Source organism: Pediococcus pentosaceus ATCC 25745 (assembly GCF_000014505.1).
Lineage (GTDB): Bacteria > Bacillota > Bacilli > Lactobacillales > Lactobacillaceae > Pediococcus > Pediococcus pentosaceus.
In genome coordinates this window covers 1,624,381-1,643,186 of the sequence record NC_008525.1, presented here as the reverse complement: position 1 = coordinate 1,643,186, position 18,806 = coordinate 1,624,381, and the positions used below count along the sequence as shown (strand labels likewise).

Annotated in this window: 16 protein-coding genes; 15 read left to right on the top strand and 1 reads right to left on the bottom strand. The window is 37.5% G+C overall.

Annotated elements, in window-relative coordinates:
- Window positions 1-176: 176 nt before the first annotated feature.
- The 13 genes from PEPE_RS08050 (at window position 177) to PEPE_RS07990 (ending at window position 15,915) form a co-directional block, all read left to right on the top strand.
- Window positions 177-1,370: a betaine/proline/choline family ABC transporter ATP-binding protein gene (locus PEPE_RS08050; RefSeq protein ID WP_002832918.1), complete on the top strand. Its 1,194-nt coding sequence runs from the start codon at window positions 177-179 to the stop codon at window positions 1,368-1,370.
- Complete coding sequence (locus PEPE_RS08045; RefSeq protein ID WP_011673789.1) at window positions 1,370-2,002, top strand: ABC transporter permease; 633 nt, start codon at window positions 1,370-1,372, stop codon at window positions 2,000-2,002. Before PEPE_RS08050 ends, PEPE_RS08045 begins: the two co-directional genes overlap by 1 nt.
- Window positions 2,003-2,929 carry an osmoprotectant ABC transporter substrate-binding protein gene (locus PEPE_RS08040; protein ID WP_011673788.1) on the top strand — a complete coding sequence of 309 codons (927 nt, stop codon included), beginning with the start codon at window positions 2,003-2,005 and terminating at the stop codon, window positions 2,927-2,929.
- Complete coding sequence (locus PEPE_RS08035) at window positions 2,929-3,582, top strand: ABC transporter permease (protein WP_002832921.1); 654 nt, start codon at window positions 2,929-2,931, stop codon at window positions 3,580-3,582. Before PEPE_RS08040 ends, PEPE_RS08035 begins: the two co-directional genes overlap by 1 nt.
- Window positions 3,583-3,777: 195 nt before the next feature.
- A complete protein-coding gene (locus tag PEPE_RS08030) occupies window positions 3,778-6,483 on the top strand; it encodes an HAD-IC family P-type ATPase (RefSeq protein WP_011673787.1) in 2,706 nt (901 codons plus the stop codon).
- 28 nt (window positions 6,484-6,511) lie between these two features.
- Window positions 6,512-8,449, top strand: coding sequence for an ABC transporter ATP-binding protein/permease (locus PEPE_RS08025; protein WP_011673786.1), 1,938 nt, complete (start codon window positions 6,512-6,514; stop codon window positions 8,447-8,449).
- Window positions 8,450-8,696: 247 nt separating this feature from the next.
- Window positions 8,697-10,319 (top strand): ABC-F family ATP-binding cassette domain-containing protein, encoded by a 1,623-nt coding sequence (locus tag PEPE_RS08020; RefSeq protein WP_011673785.1) that lies wholly within the window; start codon window positions 8,697-8,699, stop codon window positions 10,317-10,319.
- A gap of 273 nt (window positions 10,320-10,592) precedes the next feature.
- A complete protein-coding gene (locus PEPE_RS08015; protein ID WP_002832925.1) occupies window positions 10,593-11,036 on the top strand; it encodes a MarR family winged helix-turn-helix transcriptional regulator in 444 nt (147 codons plus the stop codon).
- A 154-nt stretch (window positions 11,037-11,190) separates the two neighbouring features.
- Entirely contained in the window at window positions 11,191-12,105 is a 915-nt protein-coding gene (locus PEPE_RS08010; RefSeq protein WP_011673784.1) for a DMT family transporter, read from the top strand.
- A 126-nt stretch (window positions 12,106-12,231) separates the two neighbouring features.
- Window positions 12,232-12,684 (top strand): CopY/TcrY family copper transport repressor, encoded by a 453-nt coding sequence (locus PEPE_RS08005; RefSeq protein WP_011673783.1) that lies wholly within the window; start codon window positions 12,232-12,234, stop codon window positions 12,682-12,684.
- 1 nt (window position 12,685) lies between these two features.
- Entirely contained in the window at window positions 12,686-14,776 is a 2,091-nt protein-coding gene (locus tag PEPE_RS08000) for a heavy metal translocating P-type ATPase (RefSeq protein ID WP_011673782.1), read from the top strand.
- 96 nt (window positions 14,777-14,872) lie between these two features.
- A complete protein-coding gene (gene ndk / locus PEPE_RS07995) occupies window positions 14,873-15,310 on the top strand; it encodes a nucleoside-diphosphate kinase (RefSeq protein WP_011673781.1) in 438 nt (145 codons plus the stop codon).
- Between the two features lie 182 nt (window positions 15,311-15,492).
- Window positions 15,493-15,915 carry an Hsp20/alpha crystallin family protein gene (locus PEPE_RS07990; protein ID WP_002832930.1) on the top strand — a complete coding sequence of 141 codons (423 nt, stop codon included), beginning with the start codon at window positions 15,493-15,495 and terminating at the stop codon, window positions 15,913-15,915.
- Between the two features lie 60 nt (window positions 15,916-15,975).
- On the opposite strand, the gene PEPE_RS07985 is transcribed toward PEPE_RS07990, so the two are convergent.
- A complete protein-coding gene (locus tag PEPE_RS07985; RefSeq protein WP_011673780.1) occupies window positions 15,976-16,656 on the bottom strand; it encodes an EAL domain-containing protein in 681 nt (226 codons plus the stop codon).
- Between the two features lie 160 nt (window positions 16,657-16,816).
- On the opposite strand from PEPE_RS07985, the gene PEPE_RS07980 reads away from it, so the two are divergent.
- Both PEPE_RS07980 and PEPE_RS07975 read left to right on the top strand, forming a co-directional pair.
- Window positions 16,817-18,163, top strand: a complete 1,347-nt coding sequence (locus tag PEPE_RS07980; RefSeq protein ID WP_002832932.1) for an FAD-dependent oxidoreductase — start codon at window positions 16,817-16,819, stop codon at window positions 18,161-18,163.
- Window positions 18,164-18,181: 18 nt separating this feature from the next.
- Window positions 18,182-18,733: a sugar O-acetyltransferase gene (locus PEPE_RS07975; protein WP_011673779.1), complete on the top strand. Its 552-nt coding sequence runs from the start codon at window positions 18,182-18,184 to the stop codon at window positions 18,731-18,733.
- Window positions 18,734-18,806 lie beyond the last annotated feature (73 nt).

Below are 18,806 nucleotides of genomic sequence, written 5' to 3'. Positions count from 1 at the left end.
TTCACAAGTTTAATAAGCTTTAATAATAGGAAAGAAGTCGGTTACAATGTCAAGGATAAAAGCTTGATTTTGTGCATTTTTTTTCTAGGTATGTTATAGTTGCGGTCAACAACTTGTAATTCTTTAAACACTTTAAAGAGGATTGCAAGATTTAATAAGGAGATGTTTAAATACAAATGTTACTTGAAATGAGCCATCTTTCGAAAGTTTATCCTGGAAATAAAGTGGTCGTTGACGACTTTAATCTGGATGTAGAAAAGGGAGAGTTCATCTGTTTTATTGGTACGTCCGGTTCTGGTAAAACAACCACGATGCGAATGATCAATCGGATGCTTAAGCAGAGCTCTGGAACCATTAAGATTAATGGGCAAGATATTGCCAAAATGGACCCAGTTAAGCTTCGGCGAAAGATTGGTTACGTAATTCAGAATATTGGGTTAATGCCTCATATGACAATTCGTGAAAACATAACATTAGTACCTAAACTATTAAAATGGTCTGAAGAAAAGCGTAACGAACGCGCTAAAGAAATGATTAAATTGGTTGATTTACCAGAGGACTTCTTAGATCGCTATCCTTCCCAGCTTTCTGGTGGACAACAACAACGAATCGGGGTTGTTCGTGCACTAGCAGCTGACCAGGATATCATTTTGATGGATGAGCCTTTTGGTGCGCTTGATCCTATCACCCGTGAAGATTTACAAGACTTAGTGAAAGATCTTCAAGAACGTCTAGGCAAGACATTTATTTTCGTAACGCATGATATGGACGAAGCACTACGTTTATCAAGTCGAATAGTGGTTATGACTGGTGGTAAGCAGGTTCAAGTTGATACACCAGAAAATATTTTACGAAAACCAGCAAATGATTTCGTGGCTAATTTGATTGGACAAGATCGGTTGATTCAAGCTAAACCAAGTATTACGACCGTTGGGCAAGTGGCTAATAAGCCAGTTTCAATTGCGATTGACCAACCTGTAGTTCGAGCCCTTGATATTATGCACAGTCGACGGGTTGATACTTTATTAGTAACCGATGCAGAACAACATCTTAAGGGAGTTGTAAGCATTGAAAAGATTAATGAGTATTACCATTCTGGTAAAACTGTAGGCGAAATTATGGATCCAAATGTTTTCTATGTAAATGAAAATTCAATTATTCGTGATACGGTTGACCGAATTTTGAAACGGGGACTTCGTAACGTTCCAGTGGTTGATAATGATCGTAAACTAGTTGGAATTGTTACCCGAGCAACCTTGGTTGATATTGTTTATGATGCTTTATTTACAGATGATGGAATCACTACAGATAGCAGTACCGATGCTAGTTCAAAATCGGAGGAGCAAAAAGAGAAAGATGGTGATCAATAATGATCAACTTCCTGAATCAATATGGAGGCGACATCTTAAGTAAAACGGGACAACATATTTATATTTCAGCTTTTGCTTTAGCACTGGGAATAATTGTGGCAGTACCTTTGGGAATGCTTTTAATTCGGGCACCTAAAATCTCTGGTTTTGTTATTGGTTTAGCCAGTGTGATGCAAACTATTCCTGCGCTGGCCTTGCTTGCAATGATGATTCCGATTTTTGGAATTGGGTCAACTCCAGCCATCGTGGCGTTATTTATCTACTCATTACTTCCTATTTTAAGAAACACGTATCTGGGATTAGATAGTGTAGATCCAGCGTTAGTGGATGCTGCTAAAGGGATGGGAATGAATAGTTTTCAACGATTGTGGAAAGTTGAATTGCAACTAGCATTACCAGTAATTATGTCTGGAATTCGTTTATCAGCTACTTATGTAATCGCATGGACTGCTTTGGCATCTTATATCGGTGCTGGCGGTTTGGGTGATTTGATTTTCAACGGTTTAAATCTATATCGTCCGGATTTAATCTTAGCGGGATCAATCCCTGTGATTATTTTAGCTTTAGTCGCCGATTTATTACTTGGAAAATTGGAAGACAAATTAACCCCTCGAACACGGGAGGTGGGCTAAATGTTAAAAAGATTTCTTAAATTAATTTTGCCGTTGGGCGCATTAGCTGTAGTTCTTTCCGGTTGTGGCTGGCCAGGACTTGGTGGTACGACTGGAAATACAGTTAAAATTGCTGCCCAAAATACTACTGAACAACAGGTAATGTCTTCAGTTATTCAACAATTGATTGAACATGATACTAACTTGAATGCAGAGATTATCAATAACTTGGGGTCGGGAACGGTTAGTTTTCAAGCTCAAAAACGTGGGGAAGCTGACCTAACGGCTGTTCGTTTTAGTGGAACGGATTACCAGACTATTTTGAATGGACCCCAAGGGCGCACTCCAGAACAAGTGAATGCCTATGTTAAAAAAGAATTTAATCGGCGCTATGATATGACCTATTTCCCAACCTACGGATTTGCGGATACTTTCCAATTTATGGTGACGCAAGATTATGCCAAAAAACATCATCTAGAAAATGTTAGTGATCTTAAGAAAATTTCGTCAGATATGAAAGTCGGAATTGACCAAACTTGGCTAAGTCGTAAGGGTGATGGATACGCAGATTTTAAAAAACGTTACGGTTATAGCTTTGGTAATATTTATCCCATGCAAATTGGGTTAGTTTATAATGCTCTTGCTAGTCATAAAATGGATACGGTTTTGGGTTACTCAACAGACGGAAGAATCCGTAGCTACAATTTAAAATTGTTGAAAGATGATAAAAATTACTTCCCACCATACAATGCAAGTGTGGTTGTGAATAATAAATCATTGAAGAAATATCCGGAATTGAAGCGGGTTCTTCATAAATTAGATGGAAAAATTTCATTGCAGACCATGCAAGAATTAAACTATCAAGTTGATAATAATTTGAAGGAACCATCAGTGGTTGCTAAAGAATTTTTAGAAAAGAACCACTATTTTGAAGGAGGGAATAACTAATGCAAAGTATGAATATTTGGCAACAATTAGCCTATTACTTCTCTCATAATGGCATGTACGTTCTTTCCGAATTTAGCCGTCACTTTTTAATTTCAATTTATGGGGTGATTTTAGCTGCGATCGTAGGAATCCCAATTGGAATTCTTATTTCTAAACATCGTAAATTGAGTGGCTGGATTGTTGGTCTGGCTAATGTTATTCAAACCATCCCATCTTTAGCAATGCTCTCGATTTTAATGTTGGGTCTTGGTTTAGGAGTTACAACTGTAATTGTAACGGTATTCTTATACGCATTATTGCCCATTATTAAGAATACTTATACCGGAATGTTGAACGTAAACGAAGCATACTTAGATGCTGGTAAAGGAATGGGAATGACCAAGGTTCAAGTGCTTTGGATGATTGAACTGCCACTATCGCTATCGGTGATTCTGGCCGGAATTCGAAATGCACTTGTCTTGGCAATTGGAATTACCGCAATCGGAACGTTCGTTGGAGCTGGAGGTTTAGGAGATATCATTATTCGTGGAACTAATGCCACAAATGGTGGAGCAATTATCCTAGCCGGGGCATTACCAACCGCGTTGATGGCGATTATCTCAGATCTAGTCCTAGGGGCATTAGAGAAAAAAATGAGAAAACGCACAATTTAAAACTAAAATTGAAAGTCATGGCCTGAAAGTCATGGCTTTTTTTGAAAAATAAATTTTGCAGCAAGCCACTGCAAAGTATTAAATGGTTCTTTTTAAGACTTATTTCTTATTAAAAAGATAAGTTAGTTGACGCGTATTATTCATTTTAGATATGATTTAGTTAACCCAAAAATTTATTTTAAAAGGAGAATATCGATGAAAGTAAAATCCACATCCGATGACTATGGAGCGCAGTCGCGCAATGATAATTTTTATAATATTGAGTTTGAAAAGGTTGCCCAAGATTTGGGGACTAATTCTGAACTCGGTTTAACCGAAAAAGAAGCAGGGGAACGACTTAAAAAGTACGGGCCCAACGCGTTGATCGAGAAAAAGCAAAGTAATTTAATCCGGTTTCTAAAGCAATTTAATAATAGTATTATCTATATTTTGATTTTAGCTGCGGTTGCTACCTTTGTTTTGAAAGAATATTCAGATTCGATTGTTATTGGAATGGTGGTAATTATTAATGCCCTAATTGGGTATTTCCAAGAGGTAAAAGCCTCAAGTGCAATTGACAAAATTAAACAGATGCTTCAAATTGAAGCGACTGTTATTCGGGATGGACACAGAACAGACATTCCTGCTGAAAATTTAGTGGTTGGAGATGTTGTTTTCCTAGAAGCCGGCGACAATGTTCCCGCTGATTTGCGAATTATCGACGCTGATAATTTAAAAATTCAGGAATCAATTTTAACTGGAGAAGCTGACTCAGTTTTAAAGAATACAGACAAATTGCCAGAAAAAACGACCCTAGGTGATCAGACTAATATGGCATTTACGTCAACGGCCGTGACCAATGGTAGTGGATTGGGTATCGTAGTAGCGACCGCAACCGATACCGAATTAGGACAGATTAGTTCGAGTGTGGAAGAGGTTGGCTCTAAAACTACTCCACTAATGCGTGAGATTAATGGACTAGGTAAGTATATTTCGTACGCGATTATCGTAGTAGCGATCTTAGTCGGTATTTACGGGTTTGTTACTAAAATTTATTCGTTACCGGTTTTAGTAATCGCCTTAATTACCATGATTGTCGGTTCTTTACCGGAAGGACTTCCGGCTAGTACATCGGTTGTTTTAGCGATGGGAGTAGGGAAGATGACAAAACAAAATGCCATCATGAAGTCTCTTCCATCTGTGGAAACCTTAGGAGCGGTTAATGTTATCGCTACTGATAAAACCGGAACGCTTACTAAGAACGAAATGACGATTGAAGAAATCATTACTAAGCAAGGAACCTATGAAATTACGGGTACCGGTTATCAACCACATGGTGAAATTCGGTTTAATAACCAAGTTATTGATGTCCATCAGCATGAAGATTTACGGAAGCTAATTATTGCTGGGCATGAAGCTAACGACACGATCTTGTCTAAGGAAAATGGTACCTGGGTAATTAACGGGGAACCAACTGATGGTGCATTCCTAACCCTAGCTAACAAAGCGTTTCATCAGCAGGTACCGCAATGGGAAGAAATCGATAAAATTCCATTTGACTCTGATTACCGTTACATTGCTGAACTAAGTCAGAGTCCTGAAGGGCACCGAAGAATTTTAGTAAAAGGTTCGCCAGATAAGATTTTTAGAATGGCTGCAATCGATGATGCTACCTTTGATGAACAATATTGGTACAACAAAGTTTCTGAAGTAGCTCAAAAGGGGCACCGAGTAGTTGCGGTAGCCTATAAGGAAGTTGAAGATAATAAAGAAACGATTGTACATGAAGATTTACAGAGTGGAATGCAGTTCTTAGGGATTGCGGGATTGATTGATCCGCCACGTGAAGAAACGATTGTAGCGTTACATGAGATGCAAAAGGCGGGAGTTAAGGTAAAAATGATTACTGGTGATCATCCTGAGACGGCCTCCGCAATTGCTGAAAAACTGAGCTTGGATGACCAGATTGCTGCAATTACTGGTGCTGAAATCAACGAGATGGATGATGAACAGTTAAAAAATATCATTCAAGACTACAACGTCTTTGCGAGAACCACCCCTAATGATAAGTTACGAATCGTAAAAGCTTACCAAGCTAATAATTTAGTGACGGCGATGACCGGGGATGGTGTAAATGACGCTCCAGCTTTAAAACGAGCTGACATTGGGATAGCAATGGGAACGAAGGGGACAGACGTTGCCAAAGAATCGGCTGACATGGTGCTAACGGATGATAACTTTGCAACCTTAACTAAGGCAATCAAAGAAGGTCGTCGAGTATACGATAATATTAAAAAGACGATTCGTTTCTTGTTACCGACCAGTTTTGCAGAAGGGTTGATTGTTCTACTTTCTATCCTAGCGCAACAAGATCTACCATTAGTCCCAACCCAATTATTGTGGATTAATATGGTATCCGCCATTACAATCCAATTTGCATTTCTATTCGAGCCTGCTGAAGAGGGCATTATGGATAGAAATCCACGTCCAGCGGGCAGATCCTTCTTAAATCGAGCCGATGTAATTCAAATTGTTTATGTTTCCATCTTAATCGCCGGATTAGGAATTTTTGGTTACGATTGGTTAATTGACCATGGAGTTAGTGAAGTAGTGGCAAGTACGGTGACGGTTAATACCATTGTATTTGGTAAGATTTTCTATCTATTTAATCTACGGACTCCTAAGCCAGCGTTCTCCAAAGATATTTTGAGAAACTTACACGCTTTTTGGATAATTGCGGTATTATTGGTGTTACAATTTGCTTTAACATACGTCCCATTCATGCAGTCAATCTTTAGCACTGCTTCCATGGGATGGGCACAATGGTTAATTCCAGTGATAGCCGGAATCATTGTTTTGATTGTGACGGAAGTAGAGAAATATTTCTACCCAACACATTTCCAACAAGTTCACTCCAAATAATCACTGAAGGACCATATAGGAGGAAAGTATGAGTTTATTAGAGGTTCGGGATGTTCATAAATCCTATTTTCTAGGTAACCAAGAATTTAAAGTATTAAAAGGAATCAATCTGCAATTTGATCGAGGCGAGTTCGTTTCAATTTTAGGTGAATCCGGTGGTGGTAAATCAACCCTGATGAATATCATTGGTGGATTAGATCACCAGTACGAAGGTGATATTGTCTATAATGGACAATCATTACGCTCGGCTAAACCTAAGGTGTTAGATGCTTATCGAAGAGAAAATATCGGATTCATCTTCCAAAGTTTTAATTTGATTAGTCATCTGAACATTTTGGATAATGTAATGGTTTCTCTGGAAATGACGAAACTTTCTCATGCTAAACGAGTAGAACGGGCTAAAGCATTACTAGAACGAGTAGGCTTGAAAGAACATATGCGAAAGCATCCTAATCAACTCTCGGGTGGCCAAAAACAACGGGTGGCAATTGCGCGAGCCTTAGCTGGAGACCCTGATGTAATCATTGCTGATGAACCTACGGGAGCTTTAGATAGTCAAAATACTAAAGAAGTCTTGGAAATTTTGGAATCTATTGCTAAAGATGGAAAACTAGTTATTGCTGTAACGCATTCGCAAGAAGTAGCCGATTTTGGTACACGAGTGGTCCATTTGGATGACGGAGTGATTCATGGTGAGGCTGATTTAAGGGCGGCTTATCCAGTCCCTGACGCTGAAAAAACGTTGGTCCCTAAACATTTGACGTTCCGGGCTTCGTTACGAATGGCTTTGAAACATATGAGCTACAATTTCAAACGAAACCTGTTAATCATTTTTGGGGCATCCATTGGGATTTTCTCGGTTATTTTAATGTTAGGTTTGGGAAATGGAGTTACGGGTTATATGAATGACCAAATTTCATCACAAATCAATCCAACGGCTGTTCAAGTTGCTAAAAATGTAACCCAAGAACAAATGGAAAACGGTGAAACCGCAGATCTATCAAACACAGATTACCAACGAATGAATAAGATAAAGAATGTTAAATCAGTGGAACGCGGCTACTATGTTCAATCTGCAAAGACGGTTGCTGGTAAAAAATCAATTAGTTTGCAAGTTTTACAGACATGGAATAAGACCGAACGTGAAGGTGATATCAAATATGGTAGCAAGCCTGGTAATGGAGAAATCCTGTTAGATAAAGCTACAGCTAAAAAATTTGATAAAAAGTATAAAAACGTTGTGGGTAAGAAAATTACAGTTTTCGTAACGACCGTGGATAGTAAAAAACAACCGGTTCAACTCCAAAAAGAAGTTACAGTTTCAGGGGTAATTACCTCGGGAACGAGTGCGATTGACTATAATACGTTGAAAGAAATGTTTAAAGATAAGAACTTGGATTACCAGCCCAACTTCTTTACAGTCAACGTCAATAACACTCAGAATGTTAAGAGCGTTCAAAATAAAATTAAGAACTACAAGCATGATGTTAAGGGTAAAGAACGCCCCCAATACACAATTACTGGGGTAGGCGCAATTCTGGATTCATTGAATACTTACATCATGTTAGCCTTCTATGTGTTAGCTGGAATTGCGGGAATCTCGCTATTGGTATCAGCAATTATGATTATTGTGGTACTTTATATCAGCGTTTCTGAACGAACTAAAGAAATTGGGATTCTTCGGGCGATTGGTGCGCGTCGAAAGGATATACGTAACCTCTTTGTTTCAGAAGCATTCTTCTTGGGGCTTTTCTCAAGTATTTTAGGTTCAGCTTTTGCATTGCTAGCTCAATGGGGAGCTAACGTAATTTCTATGAAGCATATCGACTTTGCGATTATTGGAATCGCACCAGGTTATCTGATTTTTGGAATAGCGATTAGTATCATTATTAGTCTATTGGCGGCCTTTACGCCATCCCGTAAGGCCTCAAAATTGGACCCAGTCGAAGCTTTGTCAGCAGAATAGAGCTAAAAAATAGAAGTTTTTATGGCTAATGGGTGACATACAAATGGTTAAAGTGAGCCCTTTGTCTTTAATGCAGAGGGACTAAAAAATTGTGTGTTAATAAAATATAAAAGCCATTTTAATTAAATATCCTAAACAATAAGGTTGTTCAAGGATAGTAGGTATGTTAAATTAAACAGACTGGTAGAAATTGGGACAAGACATTGTTTTGCCTCTTTTTCTTTTGTCTACAAAATGGAGGAACTAAATGATAACTGTAAATGATATGAGCATGCAATTCTCTGACCGTAAATTGTATAGCGATGTTAATTTAAAATTCACTCCCGGCAACTGTTACGGAATTATTGGAGCTAATGGTGCTGGTAAATCAACATTTTTAAAAATATTAGAAGGTAAACTTCAACCAACTTCTGGTAACGTTAGTATTTCGCCTAATGAACGGATGTCGAGTTTAAATCAGGACCATTATGCTTTTGAAGAATTTACCGTAATGAATACTGTAATTCAAGGTTATAAAAAGTTATACGAAGTAATGCAAGCTAAGGATGCTTTATATGCTAAAGCGGATTTTACTGAAGAAGATGGGATGAAAGCTGCTAACTTAGAGGCTGAATTTGCTGAAATGGATGGTTGGAATGCTGAAGCAGAAGCATCACAATTACTTCAACAGCTAGGCATTGACGAAAGTCTGCATGACAGTAAGATGAGCGAATTAACCGAAGGTCAACGAATTAAAGTGCTTTTGGGACAAGCTTTGTTTGGGAAACCAGACATTTTGATTTTAGATGAACCTACTAACGGACTTGATCCAAAATCAATTAGTTGGTTAGAAGATTTCTTAGCTGACTTTCCAAATACCGTAATCGTTGTATCCCATGACCGTCACTTCTTAAACTCGGTTTGTACGATGATGTGTGATGTCGACTTTGGTAAGATTGAACTTTTCGTTGGTAACTATGATTTCTGGATGGAATCTAGTGCTTTAGCCAAACGTCTTCGTGAAAATGCTAATGCTAAAAAAGAAGAACAAATCAAAGAATTACAAGAATTCGTTGCTCGTTTTAGTGCTAATGCTTCAAAATCTAAACAAGCCACTTCCCGTAAGAAGCAATTAGATAAGATTACTTTAGACGATATCAAACCTTCTTCACGTAAATATCCTTTTATTCGTTTTGAACCAGCCCGCGAATTAGGTAATGATCTTGTTCGGGTGGACAAGGTTAGCAAGTCAATTGATGGTGTGAAAATTCTAGATAATATTACTTTCACCGTTCGCCCTGGTGAGAAGGCAGCAATTTTGAGTCAAAATGACTTAGCTACAACAGTCTTGATGCAGATTCTAGCTGGAGAAATGGAACCAGATAGCGGTTCAGTAACTTGGGGACAAACTACTGAACGTAGTTATATTCCGCGTGATATTAACAGTTATTTTGAAGACGATCGTTTTGATATTTTGGAATGGCTACGCCAATATGCACCTAAAGAAGAAAGTGATAATACTTTTCTCCGCGGTTTTCTAGGTAAGATGCTTTTCTCAGGGGAAGATGTACTAAAAAATGTTACTAAACTCTCTGGTGGAGAAAAAGTCCGCTGCATGATTTCAAAAACAATGTTGAGCAAGGCTAATGTTTTAATCCTAGATGACCCTACCAATCATTTAGATTTGGAATCAATTACCGCATTAAATGAGGGATTGACTAGTTACAAGAGTTCTATTATCATGACCTCGCATGATCATGAGTTTATTCAAACAATTGCGGATCATATTATCGAAGTTTCTGATAAAGGTTCGGTTGATCGTGCTGAAACAACTTATGATGAGTTTTTAAATCATGATGCTATCCAAGAACAAGTAAGTAAATTATATTAGGATTATCAGAAGCTATGATATGGGTAAAGTATCATAGTTTCTTAGTATGAAGGGTTAAAACGTTTTAATATGAATTTGATATTACCTTCACAATTGTTTTAAAATAAGTATTAGTAGAACAATTACTCGTTTTAAAGGGTCATTCATTAAAAGTAAGTGAACAAAAGAACACGATATGTCATCAATAATTAATATTTGCGTTGACAAGTTCTGTGAGTCTGTTAATATTTAACTATGTAAACGGCTGGGAAAGCTAGAATCGGGAGGAAGAAAATGAAACAAGCTGATATTACGTTTATTGCTCAAACGTATAACAAAAGTATAAAACTAATCGGTACGCTTTTAGAAAGTAAAATGTCAGATCCACAAGTATCTTTCGATATGTTCATGATTATGCATTTTATTAAGCAAGCTGATGGTGAAGCAATTACATTGAGCTCAATCGCTGATGCGCAAGAGGTTACCAAGAGTGCCATTTCAAGAAAAATTGGAACTTTATTGGACCTTGGCCTAGTCGAACAAAATAATGATAAACAAGATCGTCGAAAAAAATACCTCAAATTAACTCAAAAAGGAATCGATTTATATGAGGAAAATGACCGTATTTTTAGAGAAATGCTTGATGTGGTTGCTAGCAAATTCGGAAAAGACGACTTTGTTAAAACTCTAGAACACATTAACTCAATCCTTGAAATTATTAAGGGAACAACTGAATAATTATCAAAATGTAATAAAAGCAGGAGATTACTCCTGTTTTTTTATATTAGCAAAAAAATACACGGTGTTAGGAAATGTGACACGAATATACTTTATAGCCTATAACTTTTTAGGTATACTTAAATATATTAGAAAAATGTATGTGAGGTTTTTGATGGAAAAAGAAGTTTTGAACAAGCATATTGGTAAAGGAATTTTTTGGGCCCTTTTAGCGTCTTGTATGTGGGGAATTTCTGGAACGGTATTGGAAGTTATTTCTCAAGGAGAGAGTATTCCAGCTTCCTGGTTTTTATCTGCTAGAACATTAGGTGCTGGTTTAGTATTAATTGTTATCAGTTTTATTAAGTATCGGATGCAAATTTTTGATGTTTTTAAATCAGTTAAAACCGTTTTATGGTTGTTAGCGTATGCTATTTTTGGTTTAATGGCTAATTTATTAACTTTCTATATTAGTGTTCAAGAAGGTAATGCGTCAGCATCAACCATTCTTCAGTATTTAAGCCCCTTATTTATTGTTTTGGGGAGCTTAGTATTTCAGCGTGTTCGCCCGATGCGAAGCGATGTGATTGCTTTCGTAATCGCAATGGCAGGTGTTTTCTTGGCAATAACACATGGAAACATCCATGAACTAGCTATTTCTAATAAAGCATTGATTTGGGGAATTCTTTCAGGAATTACAGCTGCATTTTATGTTGTACTTCCTAAACCAGTAACTAAAAACCATCCTCCAATGATTGTTTTAGGATGGGCACTAATTATCGGTAGTATATTATTTAATATTCATCAACCAGTTTGGGTAGATACACCAGCTCTGACACCACAGTTAATGCTTTCAATGGCAACGGTAATTCTAGTGGGAACTATTTTACCTTTCTGGGCTTTATTACACAGTTTGAAATTTGCTCCATCTGCCGTTGTAAGTATTTTGGATGCTGTCCAGCCGGTCGTGACTTTTGTGTTGAGTTTACTATTCCTAGGCCATCCTTTTAACGTCGTAGAATTAATCGGTGCAGTATTAGTTATCATAGCTATTATTATCATTCAACGCTCAAGAACTAATCTAGAATAAAATTAAAACTTCATCTTAATTAATTAAGACCCGATGGAAATCGAGGTCTTTTTTCTTGACTTTTTAAGTTTACAAATGTAGTCTATATTTAAAGATTACATTTGTAAACAGATTGGAGGGTATAGTTTGAATACCAGTGATGAAATTGAAATTAGTCAATCAGAATGGGAAACAATGCGAGTAATATGGACGCTCCAAAAGGCTACGAGTCATCAAATTATCGAAATTTTGGAAGAGAAGTTGGGATGGAAAGCTTCCACCACTAAAACTTATTTAGGGCGATTAGTAAAAAAAGGGGCTTTAAGAACCAGTAAAAATGGACGAGAATTTATTTATCAGCCCATGATTGAAGAACAAGTTGCAATGGATAATGCTTCTAAATCCCTTTTTGTCCATCTTTGCCAACATAAGGTAGGGACTACTTTAGCTAATTTGATTGATCAAATTGAATTATCTAAAAGTGACATTCAAATGTTAATTGGTAAGTTGGAGGAAAAGGCACAAACAGCACCGGATAAGGTGAGCTGTAATTGTTTGCCAGAAAACTGTGATATGGATTGTAAGATGGAGGATATGTAACATGAATCATAAGCAAATGAATGAAGAGCACATGGACCATTCAAAAATGGATCATTCCCAGATGCATCATGAGATGAGTGGACATCAACATGACATGCACGATATGCATGACATGGGCGATGGACATATGATGCACATGGGGAATCTAAAACAATTATTTTGGGTAAGCTTAATTGCTACTATTCCAATTCTATTATTATCGCCATTTATGGGAATGGATTTTAGAATTGGTGACTTGAAATTGCCGATTAGTTTTACCGGTTCTGATTATATTGTCTTAATCTTAGCAACCTTCTTATTCTTCTATGGGGGTAAGCCTTTTTTGGCTGGGGCAGTCAGTGAGTTAAAATCAAAAGCACCCGCAATGATGACTTTAATTGCGATGGGAATTACCGTAGCATACGGCTATTCGCTTTATGCATTTATAATGAATCAATGGATTAATCCTAGCGGTCATGTAATGGACTTCTTTTGGGAACTTGCAACACTAATTGTAATTATGCTTCTAGGGCACTGGGTAGAAATGAATTCAGTGATGGCGGCAGGCTCTGCAGTTGAAAAAATGGTCGCACTTTTACCTAGTCAAGCGCATGTTTTGCATGGAGATCATGTCATGGATATGGATTTGAGCGATGTTGAAGTTGGCCAAACGGTCCGCGTACTTGCAGGAGAACAAATTCCAACTGATGGTGACGTAGTTTCAGGTTCAACTAAAGTAAATGAATCTTTAGTAACTGGTGAAGCACGTTTAATCGATAAAAAAGAAGGTAGTCAAGTAATTGGTGGAGCAGTTAACGGAGACGGAGTTATCGAAGTTAAGGTTACTGGAACTGGCGAAAGTGGCTATCTATCACAAGTAATGAAGTTAGTTAGTGACGCTCAAAAATCTAAATCCAAAGCTGAAAGTTTGGCTGATAAAGTAGCTTCATGGTTATTCTATGCGGCTCTAATTGTTGGTGTGATTGCGTTTGTGGCTTGGTTACCACAAGGCTTGGATGTGGCATTTGAACGAATGGTGACGGTCTTTATTATTGCTTGTCCGCATGCTTTAGGTCTAGCAATTCCATTAGTAGTTGCACGAAGTACCAGTATTGCGGCCACCAATGGTTTACTAGTTCGTAACCGTCAATCGATTGAAGAAGCTAAAAAAGTTAAATACGTCCTAATGGATAAAACTGGTACATTAACAGAAGGGAAATTCACGGTTAACGCAGTTAAGAGTTATGCTGACGATTTAAACCAAGATGATATTCTAGCACTGATGGCTAGCTTAGAAGACCATTCCGATCATCCTTTAGCAACTGGTATTAAAGCAGCAGCTAAAAAGCTGAAGCAAACAATTAAAACAGCTCATGATGTTTCAGCCCAAAAAGGGATTGGTTTAACAGGTACAATCGAAGGTCAGAAGTATCAGATTGTGAACGCCTCTTATTTGAAACAAAAAGAGATTAAGTTTGATACAAATGATTTTGAGAAATGGAGCACAGCTGGTAATTCAGTTTCATTCCTAGTAAGAGAAAATCAAGTTTTAGGTGGATTAGCTGAAGGTGACCAAATAAAGGAAAATGCAGTTTCCTTTATTAAAGAACTAAAGCAATTGGGTTATATTCCGGTAATGTTGACGGGAGATAACCAACAAACAGCGCAAAAAATTGCGGCAAGCCTTCAAATTGATGAATGGCATGGAGAATTATTACCAGAAGACAAACTAAAGGCACTTGAAAAATATCAAGAACAAGGAAAAGTAATTATGGTAGGAGACGGCATCAACGATGCGCCTAGCCTTGCTAAAGCAAACATTGGAATTGCCATTGGAGCCGGAACGGACGTTGCAATTGATTCCGCTGATGTAGTCCTTGTGCACAGTGATCCAAGTGATATCTTGAACTTCTTGAAATTAGCTCAAGCAACCAATGCTAAAATGGTTCAAAACCTCTGGTGGGGAGCTGGATATAACTTATTTGCAATTCCACTAGCAGCTGGAATTTTGGCTCCGATTGGATTCGTCCTTAGTCCGGCAGTTGGAGCGGTGTTAATGTCACTTTCAACCGTTATTGTGGCATTGAACGCGTTGGCGTTAAAGATTAAGTAAAAATTTTTTTAGTAAAAGGCTTACATTCCATATTACGTGTAAACTAGGCGTTCTCTAGTATATAATTGGCATATAAAACCAATGGGGGATTTGCCAATGAGTACAGAAAAATCACTAATTTTAGTTAAACCAGACGGAGTTCAATGTGGACATATCGGTCATGTGATTTCACGAATTGAAAATCGTCGTTATGAAATCAAAGCCTTAAAGATGGTAAACGCAACGGAAGAACAGTTACGTCAACATTACTCACAATTAGTAGATAAACCATATTACGCCGACATTGAAAAATTTATGACAAGTGGTCCAATTGTGGCCATTATTGCTGAAGGTAATGAAATTATCGACACCTTCCGTAAAATGGCTGGTCCAACTAATCCGAGTGAAGCAATGGCCGGAACGATTCGCGGTGACTTTGCCAGAGCTTGGGGACCTGGTCCTATTAAGAATGTAGTTCATAGTTCAGATAGTGTAGAAAGCGCTGAAAAAGAAATTAAGATTTGGTTCCCAGAAAGAATCAATACTGAAAACTAAATCTACAATTATAGATAAAGACTTATGCAATGGACAATATCTTGTTCTTGGGTAAGTCTTTTTTTATTGAAAACATTTTCTTGAGTAAAGTAATTGACATAATACTATAATGTGACTAACATTATAGGTGTAAGGATGAAGCGAAGAACTTCACCAATCATTTAGAAAGGGGTTTTGTTTTTATGGCTAATGAAATGATGAATCGTAGGAATGATATGTGGGATCCATTTTTTGACCGTTTATCGCGCGGATTTTTCAACAACGGCTGGGATGGAACCTCAAAAACATTGAAGACCGACGTGAGTGAATCAGATACTGATTACAAAGTTAAAATCGATGTGCCAGGAATTGATAAAAAAGATATTAAATTGGATTATCAAGATGGCGTACTAAATGTGGAAGTGAAGAAAGATAGTTTTGCTGATCATGAAGATGAAAAGCATAATGTTACGATGACCGAACGAAGCTATGGTATCATGCGGAGAAGTTACGAATTACCAAGAGTTAAGGCTGAAGATATTAAGGCTAAAGTTGATAATGGAGTTTTATCAATTACCTTACCTAAGGCCAGTGGTGAAAAGACTTCCGGAATTGAAATCGAATAGAAACTAAATAAAAAACCGTGTTACGATTGTGTCTCGCAACGCGGTTTTTCTTTACATAAGTTAATCGGGATCATCGGGATGTATTTTCATTAGTGTAGGGCGGCCATAGTAGTATCCTTGGCGTAAATCGATATTCATAGAATCGGCCCAAGCATCATCATTATCATCTTCGATACCTTCCAAAATGAAACGCATTTGATGTTTAGTTGCTAGGTTTTGCCAAAAGGTAACGTGATTTTCAGCGGCAGATTCGTTCAAATGCTCTTTATAATTTTGGAGAGCGTATTTAAGTTCACGAGTGTATGGTAGTAGAGGCTTAACTGCAGGCCATGTATTAATTCCGCTACCAACGTCATCGAGACAAAATTGGATTCCAAAGTCATTCAATTGCGTAACAACTTCAATTAATTGCTCATCAGACACCGAGGGTTTAACATCATTTTCAATTAATTCGATAATTAATTTAACTGGACGTAAAACTGTCTGGGCGGCAATTAAAGCGTGAATTAGTTGATCATCAAGAATTTGGTTACGATCAACATTAAATGAAACTGAACCAACTTTAAGAGATAATTCTTTAGCAGTTGCAATCAGTAATTCTGCCATATCATGGGCTGGAATTGCTGAAAAAGAAGCAGGCATTCGCCAGGTCCCATCGCGGTATTCTTTGATCAGCATCTCGTAACCAATTACTGAATCAACAATCGTATTTAACTGCGGTTGGATAAAAAATCTAAGCATTAAGTAAACTCCTTGAAATTTGGCGTGGTTAGTTTGCTAATTTTCCTTATTAAAGCATTTACAAAGTCTTAATCCAGTCTAAAATTAAAATATAAAGCATCTGGAATCGTGTAAAAAATTCTTAACAAGTAAGTCCAGTATAAAACAAGTAGGAGGCAAAATGAAAGTAGCAATCATCGGGTGTACCCATGCTGGTACAGCAGCAGTGAGAGAAATCTTACGACAAAATCCGGATACGGAGGTAGATATTTATGAACGTAATAATAATATCTCTTTCTTATCATGTGGAATCGCATTGTATCTGAATGGACGCGTAAAACGGCTAGAAGACATGATGTATGATGATGCAGAGGATCTCCGTTCAGAAAAAATTCGGGTGAACCTGCGACATGATGTTCTAAAAATTGACCGAAATCAAAAAGAGATTTTGGTACAAAACATGGAAGACTATAGTATTCGTCGTGAACATTACGATAAATTAGTGATGTGCACGGGTTCAGCAGTGACCTTACCTCCAATTAAAGGCATTAATCATAAACGAGTAATGCTATGTAAAAACTATGAACAAGCGCAGACTTTACACCAAGTTTTAAAACCCCACCAGCGAGTTGCATTAATTGGTGGAGGATATGTTAACGCAGAGTTAGCAGAAAGCTTGTCTGATTTAGGTTGTCAAGTAACCTTATACCATAGTCATGATGTGATTTTAAATAATTACGTGGATGTACAGCTGAGCAAAATGTTAGTTGAAATCCTGGAAGATCACGGGGTCAAAGTTAAACTTAATAGTAAAGTCGCATCATTCACGGATCAAAAGGACTCCTTACTGGTTACTACCATTCATGATCAAAATGAAGAAGTTGACGTAGCGATTGTTTCAAAAGGCTTCATCCCGGTAACTAATTTGTTAGAGGGGCAGGTTAAAATGAGTCGTAATGGTGCAATTTTAACTAACGAATATGGACAAACTTCTGATCCGGATATTTACGCGGCAGGAGATGCTCGTACTGTACATTACAATCCGACGGATACAGATAGCTATATCCCATTGGCGACGAATGCAATTCGCCAAGGTAAATTAGTTGGTATTAATATTTTCGGTAATCGTTGGCCTGAAATAGGTTCGCAAGGAACATCAGGCTTACAATTGTTTGGTTATACATTAGCTACTACCGGTTTAACCTATCAACGAGCTTTAGATGCTGGTTTAAAGGTCAAATATATCAGCTATGAGGACAATTATCGTCCAGAATTTATGCCGACAACGGAAAAAATAAACAGTATAATTGTTTATGAACAGGACAGTTTAAAAGTTCTGGGGGCCCAATTCTTTAGTGAACATAATGTTTCTCAATTGGCTAATACAATGTCTTTAGCAATTCAGAATCAAAATACGCTGAAAGATTTAGCATTTGTGGATATGTTATTCCAACCATACTACGATCGACCATTTAATTTTATTAACTTGGTAGCGCAGGCAGGGTTGCAACAAGAAGGGCTAATTTAAAGAAGGAAGCGCGTAAATATGACAAGAACTGAACGAGAAAAAATGACTGCTGGAGAACCTTACCAGCAGTTTGATGCTGAATTAATTGGTCGTCGAAAGTTCATCCGTCAACAATTACAAGTGATTAACAACGAAACAGACAATGAGAAACGTAATGGTGGCTTTAAAAAACTACTAGGTGATGTAGGTGACGATTTCTTTGTCGAGAGTGAATTCAAATTTGATTATGGATGGAATATTCACATTGGTAATCATTTTTATGGCAACTACGATATGACTTTCCTTGATACGTGTCCAATTACGATTGGTGAACACTGTTATTTTGGTCCTAACGTGGGGCTGTATACTCCTATTCATCCACTTGATCCCGTTAAGAGAAATGCTGATGTAGAATTAGGTGCTCCAATTACAATTGGTAATAGCTGTTGGTTTGGAGGACGAGTGACCGTTTTACCTGGGGTAACTTTGGGCAATAACGTCGTCGTGGGTGCTGGATCAGTGGCAACAAAGAGTTTTGGGGACAATGTGGTAATTGCGGGAAATCCTGCCAGAGTAATCAAACAAATCTAGCCTAATTTGATATTTAAATTAATAGTAGTAACATGAAAGTAACAGGTATGACGAATTTCGGAGCAATCCGATC

Coding starts and splice junctions, on each gene's coding strand:
- PEPE_RS08050 (WP_002832918.1), top strand. CDS start 177: ATGTTACTTGAAATGAGCCATCTTTCGAAAGTTTATCCTGGAAATAAA.
- PEPE_RS08045 (WP_011673789.1), top strand. CDS start 1,370: ATGATCAACTTCCTGAATCAATATGGAGGCGACATCTTAAGTAAAACG.
- PEPE_RS08040 (WP_011673788.1), top strand. CDS start 2,003: ATGTTAAAAAGATTTCTTAAATTAATTTTGCCGTTGGGCGCATTAGCT.
- PEPE_RS08035 (WP_002832921.1), top strand. CDS start 2,929: ATGCAAAGTATGAATATTTGGCAACAATTAGCCTATTACTTCTCTCAT.
- PEPE_RS08030 (WP_011673787.1), top strand. CDS start 3,778: ATGAAAGTAAAATCCACATCCGATGACTATGGAGCGCAGTCGCGCAAT.
- PEPE_RS08025 (WP_011673786.1), top strand. CDS start 6,512: ATGAGTTTATTAGAGGTTCGGGATGTTCATAAATCCTATTTTCTAGGT.
- PEPE_RS08020 (WP_011673785.1), top strand. CDS start 8,697: ATGATAACTGTAAATGATATGAGCATGCAATTCTCTGACCGTAAATTG.
- PEPE_RS08015 (WP_002832925.1), top strand. CDS start 10,593: ATGAAACAAGCTGATATTACGTTTATTGCTCAAACGTATAACAAAAGT.
- PEPE_RS08010 (WP_011673784.1), top strand. CDS start 11,191: ATGGAAAAAGAAGTTTTGAACAAGCATATTGGTAAAGGAATTTTTTGG.
- PEPE_RS08000 (WP_011673782.1), top strand. CDS start 12,686: ATGAATCATAAGCAAATGAATGAAGAGCACATGGACCATTCAAAAATG.
- ndk (WP_011673781.1), top strand. CDS start 14,873: ATGAGTACAGAAAAATCACTAATTTTAGTTAAACCAGACGGAGTTCAA.
- PEPE_RS07990 (WP_002832930.1), top strand. CDS start 15,493: ATGGCTAATGAAATGATGAATCGTAGGAATGATATGTGGGATCCATTT.
- PEPE_RS07985 (WP_011673780.1), bottom strand. CDS start 16,656: ATGCTTAGATTTTTTATCCAACCGCAGTTAAATACGATTGTTGATTCA.
- PEPE_RS07980 (WP_002832932.1), top strand. CDS start 16,817: ATGAAAGTAGCAATCATCGGGTGTACCCATGCTGGTACAGCAGCAGTG.
- PEPE_RS07975 (WP_011673779.1), top strand. CDS start 18,182: ATGACAAGAACTGAACGAGAAAAAATGACTGCTGGAGAACCTTACCAG.